A 16,226-nucleotide genomic window follows, 5' to 3' on the forward strand; every position below is an offset into this window, starting at 1 on the left:
GGAGCTTAGGCGGGAGCCCGCGGCGCCGCAGACCGCCTTAGACCGGCCCGGTCCGCCTTAGACCGCGCCGCTGAAGGGAGCACCACCTGCGGTGACTTGGCACCCGCCCACGACCGGGCCGGCGTAGGCCCCGGCTTCACCGGGTCTTCAACGTCTCCTGGGTGCTGCGGCCGCCCACCGGCTGGGAGCCGGACTCCGATACGGCGTGCGCGTTCGGCGTCCTGGCGGATGCGACGCCGACCTCCTGACCACCGGCCTGCCCGTCGGCCTGACCGCCGAGGGCGATCCGCAGCGGTACGGGCACGGGGCGGGCGGCGGCCGGCGCCTCGATGCTGATCTGCGGCAGGCGGCGGTCCAGCCAGCCGGGCAGCCACCAGTTGGCGTCGCCCAGGACGTGCATCAGCGCGGGCACCAGCAGCGTACGCAGCACGAAGGCGTCCAGGGCCACGGCCGCGGCCAGGCCGATGCCGAACATCGCGATCACCCGGTCGCCGCTGAGCACGAAGGCCAGGAAGACCGCGATCATGATCACTGCGGCGGAGGTGATCACCCGGCTGGTCTCGGCGAGGCCGACCCTGACCGCCCGGCAGTTGTCGCGCGTCTCGCGCCACTCCTCGTACATCCTGCTGACCAGGAAGACCTGGTAGTCCATGGACAGCCCGAAGAGCACCGAGACCATGATCACCGGCAGGAAGGGCTCGATCGGGCCCGCTCTGCCCAGACCCAGCCATTCGCTGCCCCAGCCCCACTGGAAGATCGCCGTGACGACGCCGAAGGAGGAGGCGACCGCGGCGACGTTCATCACCGCGGCCTTGACGGGGATGCCGATCGAGCGGAAGGCGACGAGCAGCAGGATGCAGCCCAGGCCGACGACGCTGCCGACGAAGAGGGGCAGCTTGCCGATCACGACGGCGGCGAAGTCGTCGTAGCTGGCGGTGGGGCCGCCGACGTAGACCTTGAGGGCGCCGCCCTTCTCCGCGGTGGGCAGCACCTCGTGCCGCAGCCGGTCGACCAGCTTGGAGGTGTCGCGGGACTGGGGGGCGGTGGCGGGCACGACGGTGATCACACCGGTGCCGCCGGACAGCTCGACGGGGCTGACCGAGGCCACGCCAGGGGTGTCCCGCAGGACGCCGGGGAGGCGGTCGAGGGCGAGCCGTGACTGGGCGCCGTCGGTGGTGGCGACCAGGGTCAGCGGGCCGTTGGTACCGGGCCCGAAGCTGCCGGCGAGCAGGTCGTAGGCCTGCCGGGTGGTGGCCTTGGCGGGGCCGTTGCCCTGGTCCGAGGTGCCCAGGTGCAGAGTGAAGGTGGGCAGCGCCAGCACGATCATCACCACAGCGGCCAGCGCGCCCAGCAGCTTGGGGTGCCGTTCGACGAAGGCCGACCAGCGGGCGGCGAGCCCCGCGGGCGGCTCCGGCCGCGGGCCGTGCTCGGCCAGTGCGCGGCGTTCGCGGCGGCTGAGCGCCCGCGGGCCGATCAGCGCGAGCAGGGCCGGCAGCAGCGTGATGGAGGCCGCCACGGTGAGCAGTACGGTCAGCGCGGAGGCGACCGCGACCCCGTTGAGGAAGCTCAGGTGCAGGATCAGCATGCCGAGCAGCGCCACGCAGACCGTGCCCCCGGCGAAGACCACCGCACGCCCGGTGGTGGCCACCGCCTCCTGCGCGGCCTCGACCACGCTCAGGCCGCGTTTGAGGCCTCTACGGTGGCGGCTGACGATGAAGAGGGCGTAGTCGATGCCGACCCCGAGCCCGATCAGCATGCCCAGCATGGGGGCGAAGTCGGCGACGGTCATGGCGTGGCCGAGTAGCACGATCGCCATGTACGCCGTGCCGCAGCCGACCAGTGCGGTCGCGATGGGCAGCAGCATGGCGGCGAAGGAGCCGAAGGCGACCAGCAGGACGACCGCGGCCACTGCCACGCCGACGATCTCGCTGAGGTGGGCGCCGGCGCTCTCGGTGCTGCCGACCGCCTGCCCGCCCAGTTCGACCTGGAGGTCGGCGCTCTGGGCCGCCTTGGCGGTGTCCACCAGGGCCTGGGCCTGCGCGACGGGGATGCTGTCGGCGTCCTGGGCGTAGCCGACGGTGGCGTAGGCGGTGTGGCCGTCGGCGCTGATCTGTGCCGCGCCCGCGGCGGCGTACGGGCTGTCGACGGAGGCGACGCCGGGCAGGTGCCGTGCCTGGTCGAGGACCTTGGCCATGGTCTGCTCGACGGCGGCTGCGCGTACTGTGCCGTGGTCGGTGTGCCAGACGATGGTCTCGGTGTCGCCCGCCTGGTCGGGGAAGGACTCCCGCAGCAGGGCGCCGGCGTGGCCCGACTCGGTGCCGGGGGCCTCGTAGTGCCGGGAATATGCCGAGCCGACGGCGCCGGCTGCCGCGGTCAGACCGACCAGAACGGCGATCCACAGGAGCACGGCGGTGATGCGGTGGTGCAGACACCACCGTGCGAGTGCGGCCATGGATCAGCTGCTCCTGTGTGTGCTTGACGTCCGACCTACTGTCGCAGGCGAAAATGATCCTTTGGGACTTTCGTGCCGTTCCTCACAAGAGGTAAAAAACAGATAAGGACGGCACCCCCGGATGGGGGTGCCGTCCTTGACGCGCCTGTGTAAGACGCCGGTGAAGAGCGCTCAGCCCTGGACGCCCAGCCTCTCCAGGACCAGCTCGCGGACCCGCTTGGCGTCGGCCTGGCCACGCGTGGCCTTCATCACCGCGCCGATCAGCGCTCCGGCCGCGGCCAGGTTGCCGCCGCGGATCTTGTTGGCGATGGCCGCGTTCGCCGCGATGGCGTCGTCCACCGCCGCGCCGAGCGCGCTGTCGTCGGAGACGACCTTCAGGCCGCGCGCGTCGACCACCTGGTCGGGCTCGCCCTCCCCGGCCAGCACACCCTCGATGACCTGGCGGGCCAGCTTGTCGTTCAGGTCGCCGGCCGCGACCAGCGCCGACACCCGGGCGACCTGTGCCGGGGTGATCGGCACGGCCGCCAGCTCGGTGCCGGTCTCGTTGGCGTGCCTGGCCAGCTCGCCCATCCACCACTTGCGGGCCGACGCGGCGTCCGCGCCCTCCGCCATGGTGGCCAGGATCAGGTCGAGCGCTCCCGCGTTGAGCACCGACTGCATCTCGTGGTCGGCGATGCCCCAGTCCTCCTGCAGCCGCTTGCGGCGCAGCCGCGGCAACTCGGGCAGCCCTGCACGCAGCTCCTCGACCCACTCGCGGGCCGGGGCGACCGGCACGAGGTCGGGCTCGGGGAAGTAGCGGTAGTCCTCCGCCTCCTCCTTGATCCGCCCGGAGGTGGTCGACCCGTCCTCCTCGTGGAAGTGCCGGGTCTCCTGCACGATCGTGCCGCCGGAGGAGAGCACCGCGGCGTGCCGCTGGATCTCGAACCTGGCCGCCCGCTCGACGCTGCGCAGCGAGTTGACGTTCTTGGTCTCGCTGCGGGTGCCGAACTTCTCCCGGCCCGGCGGGCGCAGCGACAGGTTGACGTCGCAGCGCATCTGGCCCATCTCCATCCGGGCCTCCGACACCCCCAGCGCCTTGATCAGCTCGCGCAGCTCGGCGACGTAGGCCTTGGCGACCTCGGGGGCCCGCACGCCGGCGCCCTCGATCGGCTTGGTGACGATCTCGATCAGCGGGATGCCGGCCCGGTTGTAGTCCAGCAGCGAGTGCGAGGCGCCGTGGATACGGCCGGTCGCACCGCCGACGTGGGTGGACTTGCCGGTGTCCTCCTCCATGTGGGCGCGCTCGATCTGCACCCGGAAGACCTCGCCGTCCTCCAGCTGGACGTCCAGATAGCCGTTGAAGGCGATCGGCTCGTCGTACTGCGAGGTCTGGAAGTTCTTCGGCATGTCCGGGTAGAAGTAGTTCTTCCGCGCGAAGCGGCACCACTGCGCGATCTCGCAGTTCAGCGCGAGGCCGATCTTGATCGCGGACTCCACGCCGATCGCGTTGACCACCGGCAGCGAACCGGGCAGGCCCAGGCAGGTCGGGCAGGTCTGCGAGTTGGGCTCGGCGCCCAGCTCGGTGGAGCAGCCGCAGAACATCTTCGTCCTCGTGCCCAGCTCGACATGGACCTCAAGGCCCATCACCGGGTCGTAGGACGCGAGCGCGTCCTCGTAGGACAGCAGATCCGTGACGGTCACAGTCGTTCTTCCTCCAGCCCTGTCAGTCCGTCAGCGGGTTGTCGTCCTGCTGGCGCAGCTCGCGCACCAGCAGCGCGACCCCGGTGGCCACCGCGGCCACCCGGATCAGCCCGTCGATCAACTGCAGGGTGTCGTCCTCGCCGCGCGCGGTCCGGATCTTCTTGACGTTGTTGAACGCGGCGAACAGCGTGCTGCCGATGGCCAGGTACGTACCGGCCTTGCCCTTCTTCTTGCCCTTGTCCTTGGTGCTCACAGCTGGGGTGCCTCCTCAAGCAGCGGATGGCCCCACTTCTTCACGAAGGCGGCCTCTACGGCGGCGCCGACCCGGTAGAGCCGGTCGTCCTTGAGCGCGGGGGCGATGATCTGCAGGCCCACCGGTAGACCGTCCTCCGGCGCCAGGCCGCAGGGCAGCGACATCGCCGCATTGCCCGCCAGGTTGACCGGGATGGTGCACAGGTCGACCAGGTACATGGCCAGCGGGTCGTCGACCCGCTCGCCGAGCGGGAAGGCGGTGGTCGGGGTGGTCGGCGAGACGAGCACGTCGACCGATTCGAAGGCCTTCTCGAAATCCCGGGTGATCAGGGTGCGGACCTTCTGCGCCGAGCCGTAGTAGGCGTCGTAGTAGCCCGAGCTCAGCGCGTACGTGCCGAGGATGATCCGGCGCTTGACCTCGGCGCCGAAACCGGCCTCGCGGGTCAGCGCGGTGACCTCCTCGGCGGACCTCGTGCCGTCGTCGCCGACCCGCATGCCGTAGCGCATCGCGTCGAAGCGGGCCAGGTTGCTGGAGCACTCCGACGGCGCGATCAGGTAATACGCGGCCAGCGCGTAGACGAACGACGGGCAGGAGATCTCCACGACCTCCGCGCCCAGCTCACGCAGCACCTCGACCGACTCGTTGAAGCGCTGCACCACGCCGGGCTGGTAGCCCTCGCCGCCCAGCTCCTTGACCACGCCGATCCGCATGCCGCGCACGTCACCGCTGCGTGCGGCGTCGACCACCGGCGGGACGGGCGCGTCGATCGACGTCGAGTCCATCGGGTCGTGGCCGCCGATCGCCTCGTGCAGCAGCGCGGCGTCCAGCACCGTACGGGCGCACGGCCCGCCCTGGTCCAGCGACGAGGAGAAGGCGACCATGCCGTAGCGGGACACGCCGCCGTAGGTGGGCTTCACGCCGACCGTGCCGGTGACCGCGGCCGGCTGCCGGATCGAACCGCCGGTGTCGGTGCCGAGCGCCAGCGGCGCCTGGTACGACGCGAGCGCCGCGGCGCTGCCGCCGCCGGAGCCGCCCGGGATACGCGTCAGGTCCCACGGGTTGCCCGTCGGCCCGTACGCGCTGTTCTCGGTGGACGACCCCATGGCGAACTCGTCCATGTTGGTCTTGCCCAGGATCACCACGTCGGCGGCCTTCAGCCGCTTGGTCACCGTCGAGTCGTACGGCGGGATCCAGCCCTCCAGGATCTTCGAGCCGACCGTGGTGGGCACGCCCTCGGTGGTGAAGATGTCCTTCATCGCCAGCGGCACGCCGGCCAGCGGGCCCAGCGGCTCGCCCGCCGCCCGCTTGGCGTCCACCGCGCGGGCCTGCGCGAGCGCGCCCTCCCGGTCGACGTGCAGGAAGGCGTGCACCTTCTCGTCCACGGCCTCGATCCTGGCCAGGTGCGCCTCGGTGACCTCGACCGCGGTCAGCTCGCCGGACGCGATCTTCTCCGCCGACTGCGCGGCGGTCAGCCTGATGATGTCCGTCATCGCGATCAGTCCTCCCCGAGGATCTGCGGCACCTTGAAGCGCTGCTGCTCCTGCGCGGGAGCCCCCGACAGCGCCTGCTGCGGGGTGAGCGACGGGCGGACGGTGTCCGGCCGCATCACATTGGTCAGCGGCAGCGGGTGCGAGGTCGGCGGTACGTCCTCGCCGGCCACCTCGGAGACGCGGGCGACCGAGCCGATGATGTCGTCGAGCTGTCCGGCGAAGTGGTCCAGCTCGTCCCCGGACAGTTCCAGACGTGCCAGCCGGCCGAGGTGAGCGACCTCCTCACGCGTGATGCCAGGCATGCGGTTTCGATCCTCTGCGGGGTGAGACGACGGTGGGCCCCAATCCTATGGGCCCCCGCCCCCGGACCGCGAAACAGTTCCCCCCTGAACCAGCCCCGCCCTGGGGGGCGCGCCCCAGGGCCGCGGTCCCTGTGCGCCAGAGGGCGCCCTTCAGGGGCGCGTGGGGGGCCCGCCGCCCTGCGCAAGGGAGCCGCCGAACGGGCGCGGGCGCCGCCGTGCGAAAGGGGGGCCGCCGCCCTGCGGAAGGGGGGCCGGCGAGCGGGCGTGCCGCATGGGGCGGACCTGCCCCGGAGGGGCTAGGCCCGTTCGACCGCCGGGACGGTCGGCGCGGCCGGCGCGTCCAGGGCCGGGGGCAGGGCGGCCGGCGCCGGCTTCGCCGACGCCGGCAGGGCGCCGCGTTCGCCGCGGGCGAGCAGCCACTTCGTGGCCTCGCCGGGCGGCATCGCGGCAGCGACGAGCCAGCCCTGCACCGCGTCGCAGTGCAGGTCCCGCAGCCGCTCCCACGTCTCGTCGTCCTCGACGCCCTCGGCCACGACCATCAGCCCGAGCGAGTGCGCGAGGTCGATCGTGCAGCGCACGATCTCCGCGTCCTCGGTGTCGACCACGAGCCGGGCGACGAAGGACCGGTCGATCTTGAGTTCGCTGACCGGCAGCCGCCGCAGATGGACCAGCGACGAATAGCCGGTGCCGAAGTCGTCCAGCGACATCTTCACGCCGTGCCCGGTCAGCCCGTTGAGCGTGTCCGCGGCGCGCTGCGGATCCTCCAGCAGCACGTGTTCCGTTATCTCCAGCTGGAGCGACCCGGGCGGCACCTGGTGCCTGGCCAGCCTGGCGGCGACGGTGCCGGCGAATCCGGGGCTGTGGACGTCGCGCGGCGAGACGTTGACGGCGACGGGCACGTCGAGGCCCATCCGGCGCCAGCGGGCGACCTGGGCCAGCGCGGTGTCCAGCACGTATTCGGTGAGCAGGGGCATCAGGCCGGACGTCTCGGCCATGGTGATGAATTCCTCGGGATTGACCCGGCCCCGCTCCGGGTGCTCCCAGCGGACCAGCGCCTCCAGGCCGGCCACCCGGCCGTCGAAGCGGACCTTCGGCTGGTAGTGCAGCTCGACGTCGCCGGCGTCGAGCGCCCGGCGCAGGTCGCCGAGCAGGCCGAGCCGGTCGGGGGTGTTGCCGTCCCTGGTGGCCTCGTAGACCTCGACCCCGCTGCGGTCCCGCTTGGCCTGATACATCGCCACGTCGGCCCGCCGCAGCAGCCCTTCCGCGTCCAGCGCGTGGTCGGGGAAGACCGCGACGCCCGCGCTGGCCTCCAGGACCAGGGACAGCCCGTCGAGGCTGAGCGGCGAGGCGAGGGCGGCGACCAGGGTCCTGGCGACCCGCTGGGCGCGGGTCGGCGAGTCGCAGCCGGGCAGCAGGACGGCGAATTCGTCGCCGCCGAGCCTGGCCGCCTCGGCGCCGCGCGGCAGCGCGATCCGCAGCCGGTCGGCGACCTGGAGCAGCAGCCGGTCGCCGGCCAGATGCCCGAGGGTGTCGTTGACGGAGCGGAACTTGTCCAGGTCGATGAGGATCAGCCCGACCCGCCCGCAGCCGTGCGGCGGATGCGTGCCGGTGCCGGCGGTGGCGGCCAGGAAGCCGGGCTCGGCCCGCTCGTAGTCCTCCTGGGCGTCGTCCAGCGCGGTCCAGGCCCGCTCCAGCAGCCACTGGCGGTTGGGCAGCCCGGTGAGCGGGTCGCGCAACTGCTCCTCGGCGCGGGCGTGCGCGATCCACAGCGTGGAGTCCAGGGCGATCAGCGGTACGGAGAACAGCGGCAGCAGCGCCGGCTTGTCGCAGGCGACGACCAGGATCAGCGGGGAGATGCCGAGCAGCGCCCCGCCGAACATCCCCTGCCGGATGAGCGCGGACCTGGCCACCGTGGGCAGCCCGCCGCCGCGGGGCGCGAAGGCGCACCACAGCAGCGCGCGGGTGGCCGCGAGATAGGTCAGCGCGACCAGGACGACGATCGGGGCGGCGGTCATCGCCCAGTCGTCGGGGTCCCAGGGGTGCTCGACGGTGGCGTGGGTGCCGCACAGGGCCAGCACCAGGGCGCCGGCCCCGATGCCGAGGATGTCGATGGAGCCGTAGAGGACCGCCTGCCGCCAGCGGTGCCTGCGGGCGGCGCCGACCAGGGTCACCACGGCCAGGCTGACCAGCACGGCGGGCACCCAGCCGTGCACGATCAGCATGGCAAGGGTGAGGGCGGCGCCGGAACCGGTGCCGCCCCACCAGCGGTCCCGGCCCATCGCCACCAGGTGGCCGACGATGATGCCGGTGAGTATCGCGAAGCCCCAGCCCGCGGTGCCGCCCGGGAACAGCGCGTTGCCGTGGTGGAGCACCCGGATGACACCGACCGCCAGTAAGACCGCGGCGGCCGGCGGCGCTGTGGCGCGCACCAGCGACCGGGACCGCGACGGAGCGAGGGCCGGGGGCGCGGCGGCGGGCGCGCTGGGCGAGGGCGCCGCTGCGGCACTCTCCGTCGGTCGCATCCCTGTCCCTCTCACAGCCCGATGTGCAGGTCCATCGCGCCCCGCACACGGCGGACTTACGCAGGTGCTGCCGGAACGTTCATCCCCGGCGGGCGCGCGTCTCAACACTAGGCCGCCTTGTGGCATCCCGGGCACCGATCGACCGCGGTTGCCCGGATGCGACCAGGCACATCGACGTATTCTGATATGGGCCGATCGAGTGACATCCCCGGGTCATTCAGCCGGATTCACCGTCCGTCCCCGCCTCGGCTGTGCCCTCGGCCGGAGTGTCGGTTTCCACGGGATTCACCGTAATTTGCCGGGCCGCCTCGGGGCCGTCCGCGAGCAGCACCGCGAAGCCGTCCTCGTCCAGAACAGGCACTTTCAGCTGTACGGCTTTGTCGAACTTGGAACCGGGGTTGTCACCGACGACGACGAAGTCCGTTTTCTTGGACACCGACCCGGTGACTTTCGCACCTTGGCTGCCCAACGCCTCTTTTGCGCCATCCCGGGTATAAGTCGACAGCGTTCCGGTCACGACGACGGTCAGTCCTTCGAGTGGCCTCGGCCCTTCGTCCGAGCCCTCCTCGGTGAAGACGACCCCGGCCTCCCGCCACTTCCTGATGATCTCCAGGTGCCAGTCCTCGGCGAACCACTGCTTGACGGAGGCGGCGATGGTGGCGCCCACCCCGTCGACGGCGGCCAGCTCCTCCTCGGCCGCGTCCTTGATCCGGTCCAGGTCACGGAACTCGCGGGCCAGCGCGGCGGCGGCGACCGGACCCACATGACGGATGGACAGGCCGGTGATGATCCTGGCCAGCGGGCGCTCCCTGGCCGCGGCGATGTTCTCCAGCATCGCCAGCGCGTTCTTCTTCGGCTCGCCCTTCTGGTTGGCGAAGAAGGTGACGATCTTCGGCTCGCCGGTCTCCGGGTCGCGCTTGGGCAGGCCGGTGTCCTGGTCCAGGACGTGCGAGCGGATCGGCAGCAGCTGCTCGATCGTGAGGCCGAACAGGTCGCCCTCGTCCTTCAGCGGCGGCTCGTGCGGCTCCAGGGGCTGGGTCAGCGCGGTGGCGGCCACATAGCCGAGCCCTTCGATGTCCAGGCTGCGGCGCCCCGCGAGGTAGAAGATCCGCTCGCGCAGCTGGGCCGGGCAGTAGCGGGCGTTGGGGCACCGCAGGTCGATGTCCCCTTCCTTCATGGGCTGCAGGGCGGTGCCGCAGTCCGGGCACTCGGCGGGCATCACGAACTCCCGCTCCGTGCCGTCCCGCAGGTCCGCCACCGGGCCCAGGATCTCCGGGATGACGTCACCGGCCTTGCGCAGCACCACGGTGTCGCCGATCAGGACGCCCTTCTTCTTGACCACGTCCTGGTTGTGCAGGGTCGCGAACTCCACCTCCGACCCGGCCACCGTCACCGGCTCCACCACCGCGTACGGCGTGACCCGCCCGGTGCGGCCGACGCCGACGCGGATGTCCACCAGCTTGGTGTTGACCTCCTCCGGGGCGTACTTCCACGCGATGGCCCAGCGCGGGGCCCGGGAGGTCGAGCCGAGCCTGCCCTGCAGCGGGATCTCGTCGACCTTGACGACCACGCCGTCGATCTCGTGCTCGACGTCGTGCCGGTGCTCGCCGTAGTAGGCGATGAAGTCCCGCACGTCGGCGAGGGAGTCGACCACCTTGTTGTGCCGGGCGGTGGGCAGGCCCCACTCGTGCAGCAGCTCGTATCCCTGCGACTGCCGGTCGATGTCGAAGCCCGCGCGGGCGCCGATGCCGTGCACCACCATCCGCAGCGGGCGCGACGCGGTGATCCGCGGGTCCTTCTGGCGCAGCGAACCGGCCGCCGCATTGCGCGGGTTGGCGAACGGCTTGTCGCCGTTCTCCACCAGCCGGGCGTTCAGCTCCTCGAACTTCTCGCCGGGGAAGTAGACCTCCCCGCGGATCTCCACCAGCTCGGGCACCCGGTCGCCGGCCAGCCGGTCGGGGACGTCGGCGATCGTGCGCACGTTGGGCGTGATGTCCTCGCCGGTCCGCCCGTCGCCACGGGTCGCCGCGCGGGTCAGCCGGCCGCGCTCGTAGGTCAGGTTGACCGCCAGGCCGTCCACCTTCAGCTCGCACAGGAAGTGGTACGGACTGCGCTCGTTGTCCGGCGCGCCCAACTCGGCGGCGACCCGGTCGGCCCAGGTGTCCAGCTCCTCGTCGCTGAACGCGTTGTCCAGCGAGAGCAGGCGCTCGCGGTGCTGGACGGAGGCGAACTCCGTCTCGTACGCGCCCGCGACCTTCTGCGTGGGCGAGTCCGGGGTGCGCAGGCCCGGGTGCCGCTCCTCCAGGGCCTCCAGACTGCGCAGCAGCGTGTCGAACTCGGCGTCGCTGACGACCGGCGCGTCCTTGACGTAGTAACGGAAGCGGTGCTCCTCGACCTGCTCGGCGAGGCGAGCGTGCTCCTCGCGTGCCTCGGCAGGAATTCCCGTGTCCTCCACGACCCCGTCCTTCCTCACTACTCAGGGTTGTCGACGAGCGAGCGCGCCGCCTTCGCGCAGTGCACGAGAGCCGCACGGGCGTAGGCCGGTGAGGCCCCCGCCAGACCGCAGGACGGGGTCACGGCGACGGAGGACCCCAAAGCCCCCGGTGCCAGTCCCAACCTGCGCCACAGCGCCCGAACACCACTTACGCTACCGGCAGGGTCTGACAATGGGGCATCCTTGCCCGGCACGACACCGGCGAACAGCGCGGTGCCCGCCTCCGCCGCCTCACCGAACTCGTCCCAGTCACGCTCGGTGAGCAGATCCATGTCGAAGGAGATGCCGGCCGCACCCGCCCTGCGCAGCAGCGCGAAGGGGACGTCCGCGGCGCAGGAGTGGACGGTGACCGGGACGTCCGCCGCCGCGATCAGCTCGCGCAGCGCCGACTCGACCACCACCCGGTCGACCGAGCGGTAGGTGCGGTAGCCGCTGGCGGTCCTGATCTGCCCGCGCAGCACCTCCGCCAGCGACGGCTCGTCGAGTTGCAGCGCGACCTGCGCGCCCGGCACGCGGCGGCGGACGTCGGCGAGGTGGTCGGTGAGGCCCTCGGTCAGCGAGGCCGCCAGGTCCCGGCAGGCGCCGGGGTCGCGCAGCGCGGCCTCGCCGTGCCGGGTCTCCACCGACGCGGCCAAGGTCCAGGGGCCGACCGCCTGGACCTTGAGCAGGCCCTGATACCCCTGCGTGAACTCCTCCAGGGCGTCCAGGTCCTCGCCCAGCCACGACCTGGCCCGCTTGCTGTCCCGCCCCGGGCGGTCGCCGAACCGCCAGCCGCTCGGTTCGACCCGGGCGTACATCTCGGCCAGCAGCCCCAGGCTGCGGCCGATCATGTCCGCGCCGGGGCCGCGGGCGGGCAGTTCGGGAAGGAAGGCCATGCCCTGCGTCGCCTCGGTGGCGACCCGGGCCGCCTCGCGGGCGTCGCCGCCCGGCAGGGAGCCCACGCCGGTGGCGGTGGCCTCGGGGAGGTGCAAATCGTTGCTCACGCCGGAAGGGTAGCCGTACGCGCTCGCACGCCGGCGTCGGCCGAGCGGTCACCTGCCGGTGGGGGTTCCGCCCTGCCTCGCTGCCGCGGACCGGGCTTCTGCCCTCCGGACTGCCGCACCCTGCTGCCGGCGGACCTCCCGGCGGCGCCCGGATGGGCGAGTGGCCCTGATGCGCCCGGCCGCACGGGGCGCCGCCGTCGTCGCCTGAAAGGCGCCCGGTGTAACGCTTCGGCCGCAGGACGCCAAGACAGGGTGAAAGGACAAGCCGACGTCGAGGAGTTGATGTGAGGCATCCACCGAGCCGCTGCGAAGTGGCCAGGATCGGTGAGGACCCGGACGCTTTCGAGGCGTTCTACCGGGAGCACATAGAGGCCGTGCTGCGCTACGTCACCCGTCGCAGCCGCGACGCGCACACGGCGGCCGATCTGGTGGCCGAGGTGTTCCTGGCGGCGATCTCGGCGGCCGATGGCTACCGCGAGGAGTTGGGCAGCCCTCTCGCGTGGCTGTACGGCATCGCCCGCAATGTCACCGCGGCCGAGAACCGGCGGGCCGCCAGGGCGTGGACGGCCGAAAGCCGGGTCAGGGGCCGCCGGCTGCTGGACGGCGACGACATCGCGCGGATCGAGGAGCGCATCGACGCCGAACGGGACAGCTCGGCCCTGCTGGCGCACATCGCCGCGCTGCCGGCCAACCAGCGGGCGGTTCTCGAACTCATCGCGGTCGACGGCCTGACCGTGACCGAGGCCGCCGGCGTGCTCGGCGTCAGCCAGGTGACCGCCCGCGTACGGCTCCACCGCGCCCGCCGCACCGTACAGAACACGCTGGAGCATGCTGCGCCGGCTTCCGCTCCGCCCCGCTCGTCTTTCATGGAGGTTCGATGAACACCGAACGTTTCGAGGACCGGCTGCTGAGCAGCCTGAAGGACCATATCCAGGAGCGAAACCTTCGCTCGCCTGCCGGTGAGGCAGTCGCCGTGCGACCGGCTCGCAGTCGCTGGGCCCGCGGAGTGCCGATGGTCGTCGCCGCGGCGGCCGTGGCCGTCGCCCTCGGCGGCGTGCTGGAGTCCGGGCAGTCCGCTGCCCCGGCCGCAGACGGCGGTCAGACCCGTTCCGCGACGGGCGGTGCCCGCGTGGACCGGATCACCAACGCCGCCTACACCTTGGAGAGGGTGGCGCACGGCGAGGTGAAACTCACTGTCTTCGACTCCCGGACCGGGACGGTTCCCGTCGATGACATGCGCCGGGATCTGGCACGCATGGGCATGAGCGTCAAGGTGATGGTGGGGATGCCCTCCTGCCCTCGGTCCGACCTGGTGTACTGGGGGACGAAGTCCTCGTCGCGGGTACCCTTCCGCTTCGGCAACACGGAGAACGGCAAGTGGATCGCCTACGTGAACGCGGCTCTCATCCCTGCCGGTGACACGCTGGTCCTTGGTTTCTCGCCGCGCGGGACCAAGACTCTGGGCGTCATATCCCTCAGCATGGTCCGGGGTGACGGCGCGCGTTGCGTCGCCACAGCAGCCCCCGGCACCGCGTCGTCCCGGTAGCCGCCGGGCCACCACTTGATTCACACAAGGGTGTCTAGGTGCCGGGGCGGATGGTCAGGTCGGTCAGTTCGGCGTCGCGGGGGAGGTCGAGGGCGGTGAGGACGGTGGTGGCCACCGAGTCGGGGGCGATCCAGCGGGCCGGGTCGTAGGGCTTGCCCTCTTGCTGGTGGACCTTCTGCTGCATCGGTGTCGCGGTGCGGCTCGGGTAGAGCGAGGTGACGCGGACGCCGGCGGGATGTTCCTCCGCCCGGAGGGCGTCGGCCAGCGCGCGCAGGCCGAACTTGCTCGCGCCGTACGCGCTCCACTCGGGGCTGACGCTCAGGCCGGACGTGGAGTTGACGAAGACCACGTGGCCGCGGGACAGCCGCAGTTGGGGCAGCAGCAGGCGGGTCAGCTCGGCAGGGCCCATCAGGTTGACGGCCAGCGTCTCCTGCCAGACCTTCGGTGTGAGGTCGCCGACCGGGCCCAGCTCGACGGTGCCGGCGATGTGCAGCAGCGAGTCGAGGCGGTCCGGCGGCGACTGGTGGCCCAGTGCCCAGGACAGCCGGGCGGGCTCGGCCAGGTCGCCGACCAAGGTGCGGGCACCGGGGTGGTGCTCCACCAGCTCCCTGGCCCGCCCGGCGTCCCTGGCCAGCAGCCACACCTCGTCGCCGCGGTCGCGCAGCCGCCGCGCTACGGCGCTGCCGATGCCGGACCCTGCACCGGTGACCAGGTGGATGCGCGGACCGCTCACAGCTGCTCCCGGAGATACGCGAGGGCGTCGGCGCCGTCCGTGGCGAAATACACCAGCTCGGACAGCGGGAGGGGCAGGAAGCCCTCGGCGTCCATCCTGCGCAGCTGCAGTTCGAGACCGTCGTAGAAACCCGCGCTGTTGAGCAGGACCACCGGTTTGCCGTGCAGCCCGTGCTTCTTCAGCTCCAGGATCTCGGTGGCCTCGTCGAGGGTGCCGGTGCCGCCGACCATCACCACGATGGCGTCGGAGCGCCGCAGCAGCTCGGCCTTGCGCTGCGCGAGGTCCGGCGCGACGACCATCTCGTCGGCATGGACGCGCGCCTTGTGGTGGAGGAAGGTCACCGAGACGCCCACCAGGCGGCCGCCGGCTTCCTGGACGCTGTCGGCGACGACCTTCATCAGGCCGGACTCGGAGCCGCCCCACACCAGGGTGTGGCCGCCTTCGCCGAGCAGCTTGCCGAACTCGCGGGCCGGCTGCGTGTACTGCTCGCCGAGGTCGGCGGCGGACAGGAAGACCCCGACGTTCATACGGTCACCGCGGGCTCGGGCCGGCTGCGGACGGTGGCCCGGTCGGTGGTGGCGATGGTCGCGGAGCCGACGACGCGCGTGCCGTCGTAGAGCACCACGGCCTGTCCGGGCGCGACGCCGCGCACGGGGGCGGTGAAGCTGACGTGCAGCTCGCCGTCGAGGACTTCGGCGGTCACCGGCACGTCCTCGCCGTGGGCGCGCAACTGCGCCGTGTACGCCGCCGGGCCGGCCGGCGGGGTGCCGCACCAGCGGGGGCGGGTCGCGGTGAGCGCGGTCACGTCGAGCGCCTCCGCGGGGCCGACGGTGACGGTGTTGTCGACCGGCGAGATGTCCAGCACATAGCGGGGCTTGCCGTCGTCGGCGGGGATGCCGAGCCGCAGGCCCTTGCGCTGGCCGATGGTGAAGCCGAACGCGCCCTCGTGCGTGCCCACCTGGGCGCCGCTCTCGTCCACGATGACGCCCTCGGCGCTGCCCAGGCTCCGGGCGAGGAAGCCCTGGGTGTCGCCGTCGGCGATGAAGCAGATGTCGTGGCTGTCGGGCTTCTTCGCCACCGCCAGGCCGCGGCGGGCGGCCTCGGCGCGGATCTCTTCCTTGGTGGTGAGGGTGTCGCCGAGCGGGAACATCGCGTGTGCCAGCTGCCGCTCGTCCAGGACGCCGAGCACGTAGGACTGGTCCTTGGCCGCGTCGCTGGCGCGGTGCAGCTCGCGGGAGCCGTCCTCCAGGGTCACGACCGTCGCGTAGTGCCCGGTGCAGACCGCGTCGAAGCCCAGCGCCAGCGCCTTGTCGAGCAGGGCTGCGAACTTGATCTTCTCGTTGCACCGCAGGCACGGGTTGGGGGTGCGGCCCGCCGCGTACTCGGCGACGAAGTCCGCGACCACGTCCTCGCGGAAGCGCTCGGCGAGGTCCCACACGTAGAAGGGGATGCCGATCACGTCGGCCGCGCGGCGGGCGTCCCGGGAGTCCTCCACCGTGCAGCAGCCACGGGCGCCGGTCCTGAAGCTCTGCGGATTCGCCGACAGCGCCAGGTGGACCCCGGTCACGTCGTGCCCGGCCTCCGCGGCGCGGGCCGCGGCGACCGCGGAGTCGACGCCGCCGCTCATGGCGGCGAGCACACGCAGCCGCTTGCCCTGAGGGGGAGGGAGGAAGTCGTCGTTCACCTGTCCAGGGTAACGGGCCGCCTCTCCGGGGCCGTCCGGTTATCCACAGGGGCGGCGGTGCGGGCTGCCGCGGGCGGTCGGGGAACG

13 protein-coding genes are annotated in these 16,226 nt (G+C 72.1%); 2 read left to right on the top strand and 11 right to left on the bottom strand.

Annotated elements, in window-relative coordinates:
- Positions 1-136 precede the first annotated feature (136 nt).
- The 8 genes from BUE44_RS20745 to BUE44_RS20780 all read right to left on the bottom strand — a co-directional run bounded on the left by BUE44_RS20745 (position 137) and on the right by BUE44_RS20780 (position 12,176).
- The gene (locus tag BUE44_RS20745) at positions 137-2,452 is read right to left on the bottom strand and encodes an MMPL family transporter (RefSeq protein WP_079189911.1); all 2,316 of its coding nucleotides are present in this window, start codon (positions 2,450-2,452) and stop codon (positions 137-139) included.
- 171 nt (positions 2,453-2,623) lie between these two features.
- Positions 2,624-4,132, bottom strand: coding sequence for an Asp-tRNA(Asn)/Glu-tRNA(Gln) amidotransferase subunit GatB (gene gatB / locus BUE44_RS20750; RefSeq protein WP_073500463.1), 1,509 nt, complete (start codon positions 4,130-4,132; stop codon positions 2,624-2,626).
- Between the two features lie 22 nt (positions 4,133-4,154).
- Positions 4,155-4,385: a hypothetical protein gene (locus tag BUE44_RS20755; protein ID WP_073500464.1), complete on the bottom strand. Its 231-nt coding sequence runs from the start codon at positions 4,383-4,385 to the stop codon at positions 4,155-4,157.
- Positions 4,382-5,875, bottom strand: a complete 1,494-nt coding sequence (gatA, locus tag BUE44_RS20760; protein ID WP_073500465.1) for an Asp-tRNA(Asn)/Glu-tRNA(Gln) amidotransferase subunit GatA — start codon at positions 5,873-5,875, stop codon at positions 4,382-4,384. Before gatA ends, BUE44_RS20755 begins: the two co-directional genes overlap by 4 nt.
- 5 nt (positions 5,876-5,880) lie before the next feature.
- Entirely contained in the window at positions 5,881-6,177 is a 297-nt protein-coding gene (gene gatC, locus BUE44_RS20765) for an Asp-tRNA(Asn)/Glu-tRNA(Gln) amidotransferase subunit GatC (protein ID WP_073500466.1), read from the bottom strand.
- A 296-nt stretch (positions 6,178-6,473) separates the two neighbouring features.
- Positions 6,474-8,699 carry a putative bifunctional diguanylate cyclase/phosphodiesterase gene (locus BUE44_RS20770; RefSeq protein ID WP_073500467.1) on the bottom strand — a complete coding sequence of 742 codons (2,226 nt, stop codon included), beginning with the start codon at positions 8,697-8,699 and terminating at the stop codon, positions 6,474-6,476.
- A gap of 217 nt (positions 8,700-8,916) precedes the next feature.
- A complete protein-coding gene (gene ligA / locus BUE44_RS20775) occupies positions 8,917-11,154 on the bottom strand; it encodes an NAD-dependent DNA ligase LigA (protein ID WP_073500468.1) in 2,238 nt (745 codons plus the stop codon).
- A gap of 17 nt (positions 11,155-11,171) precedes the next feature.
- Positions 11,172-12,176 (bottom strand): methionine synthase, encoded by a 1,005-nt coding sequence (locus tag BUE44_RS20780; protein ID WP_073500469.1) that lies wholly within the window; start codon positions 12,174-12,176, stop codon positions 11,172-11,174.
- A 284-nt stretch (positions 12,177-12,460) separates the two neighbouring features.
- Here BUE44_RS20780 and BUE44_RS20785 point away from each other — a divergent pair, with 284 nt between their 5' ends.
- Complete coding sequence (locus BUE44_RS20785; protein ID WP_073500470.1) at positions 12,461-13,057, top strand: RNA polymerase sigma factor; 597 nt, start codon at positions 12,461-12,463, stop codon at positions 13,055-13,057.
- Complete coding sequence (locus tag BUE44_RS20790; RefSeq protein WP_143172533.1) at positions 13,054-13,722, top strand: hypothetical protein; 669 nt, start codon at positions 13,054-13,056, stop codon at positions 13,720-13,722. Before BUE44_RS20785 ends, BUE44_RS20790 begins: the two co-directional genes overlap by 4 nt.
- A 34-nt stretch (positions 13,723-13,756) precedes the next feature.
- Here the strand turns inward: BUE44_RS20790 and BUE44_RS20795 are convergent, their stop codons facing one another.
- From BUE44_RS20795 to mnmA, 3 genes are read right to left on the bottom strand one after another with little or no spacing between them, the layout of a single operon-like run.
- Positions 13,757-14,455: an SDR family oxidoreductase gene (locus tag BUE44_RS20795; protein ID WP_073500472.1), complete on the bottom strand. Its 699-nt coding sequence runs from the start codon at positions 14,453-14,455 to the stop codon at positions 13,757-13,759.
- Positions 14,452-14,982, bottom strand: a complete 531-nt coding sequence (locus BUE44_RS20800) for an LOG family protein (RefSeq protein WP_073500473.1) — start codon at positions 14,980-14,982, stop codon at positions 14,452-14,454. The genes BUE44_RS20795 and BUE44_RS20800 overlap by 4 nt, the downstream gene beginning before the upstream one ends.
- Complete coding sequence (mnmA, locus tag BUE44_RS20805) at positions 14,979-16,139, bottom strand: tRNA 2-thiouridine(34) synthase MnmA (RefSeq protein WP_265737164.1); 1,161 nt, start codon at positions 16,137-16,139, stop codon at positions 14,979-14,981. Before mnmA ends, BUE44_RS20800 begins: the two co-directional genes overlap by 4 nt.
- Positions 16,140-16,226: the final 87 nt, after the last annotated feature.

The organism is Actinacidiphila paucisporea, from assembly GCF_900142575.1.
Classification (GTDB): domain Bacteria; phylum Actinomycetota; class Actinomycetes; order Streptomycetales; family Streptomycetaceae; genus Actinacidiphila; species Actinacidiphila paucisporea.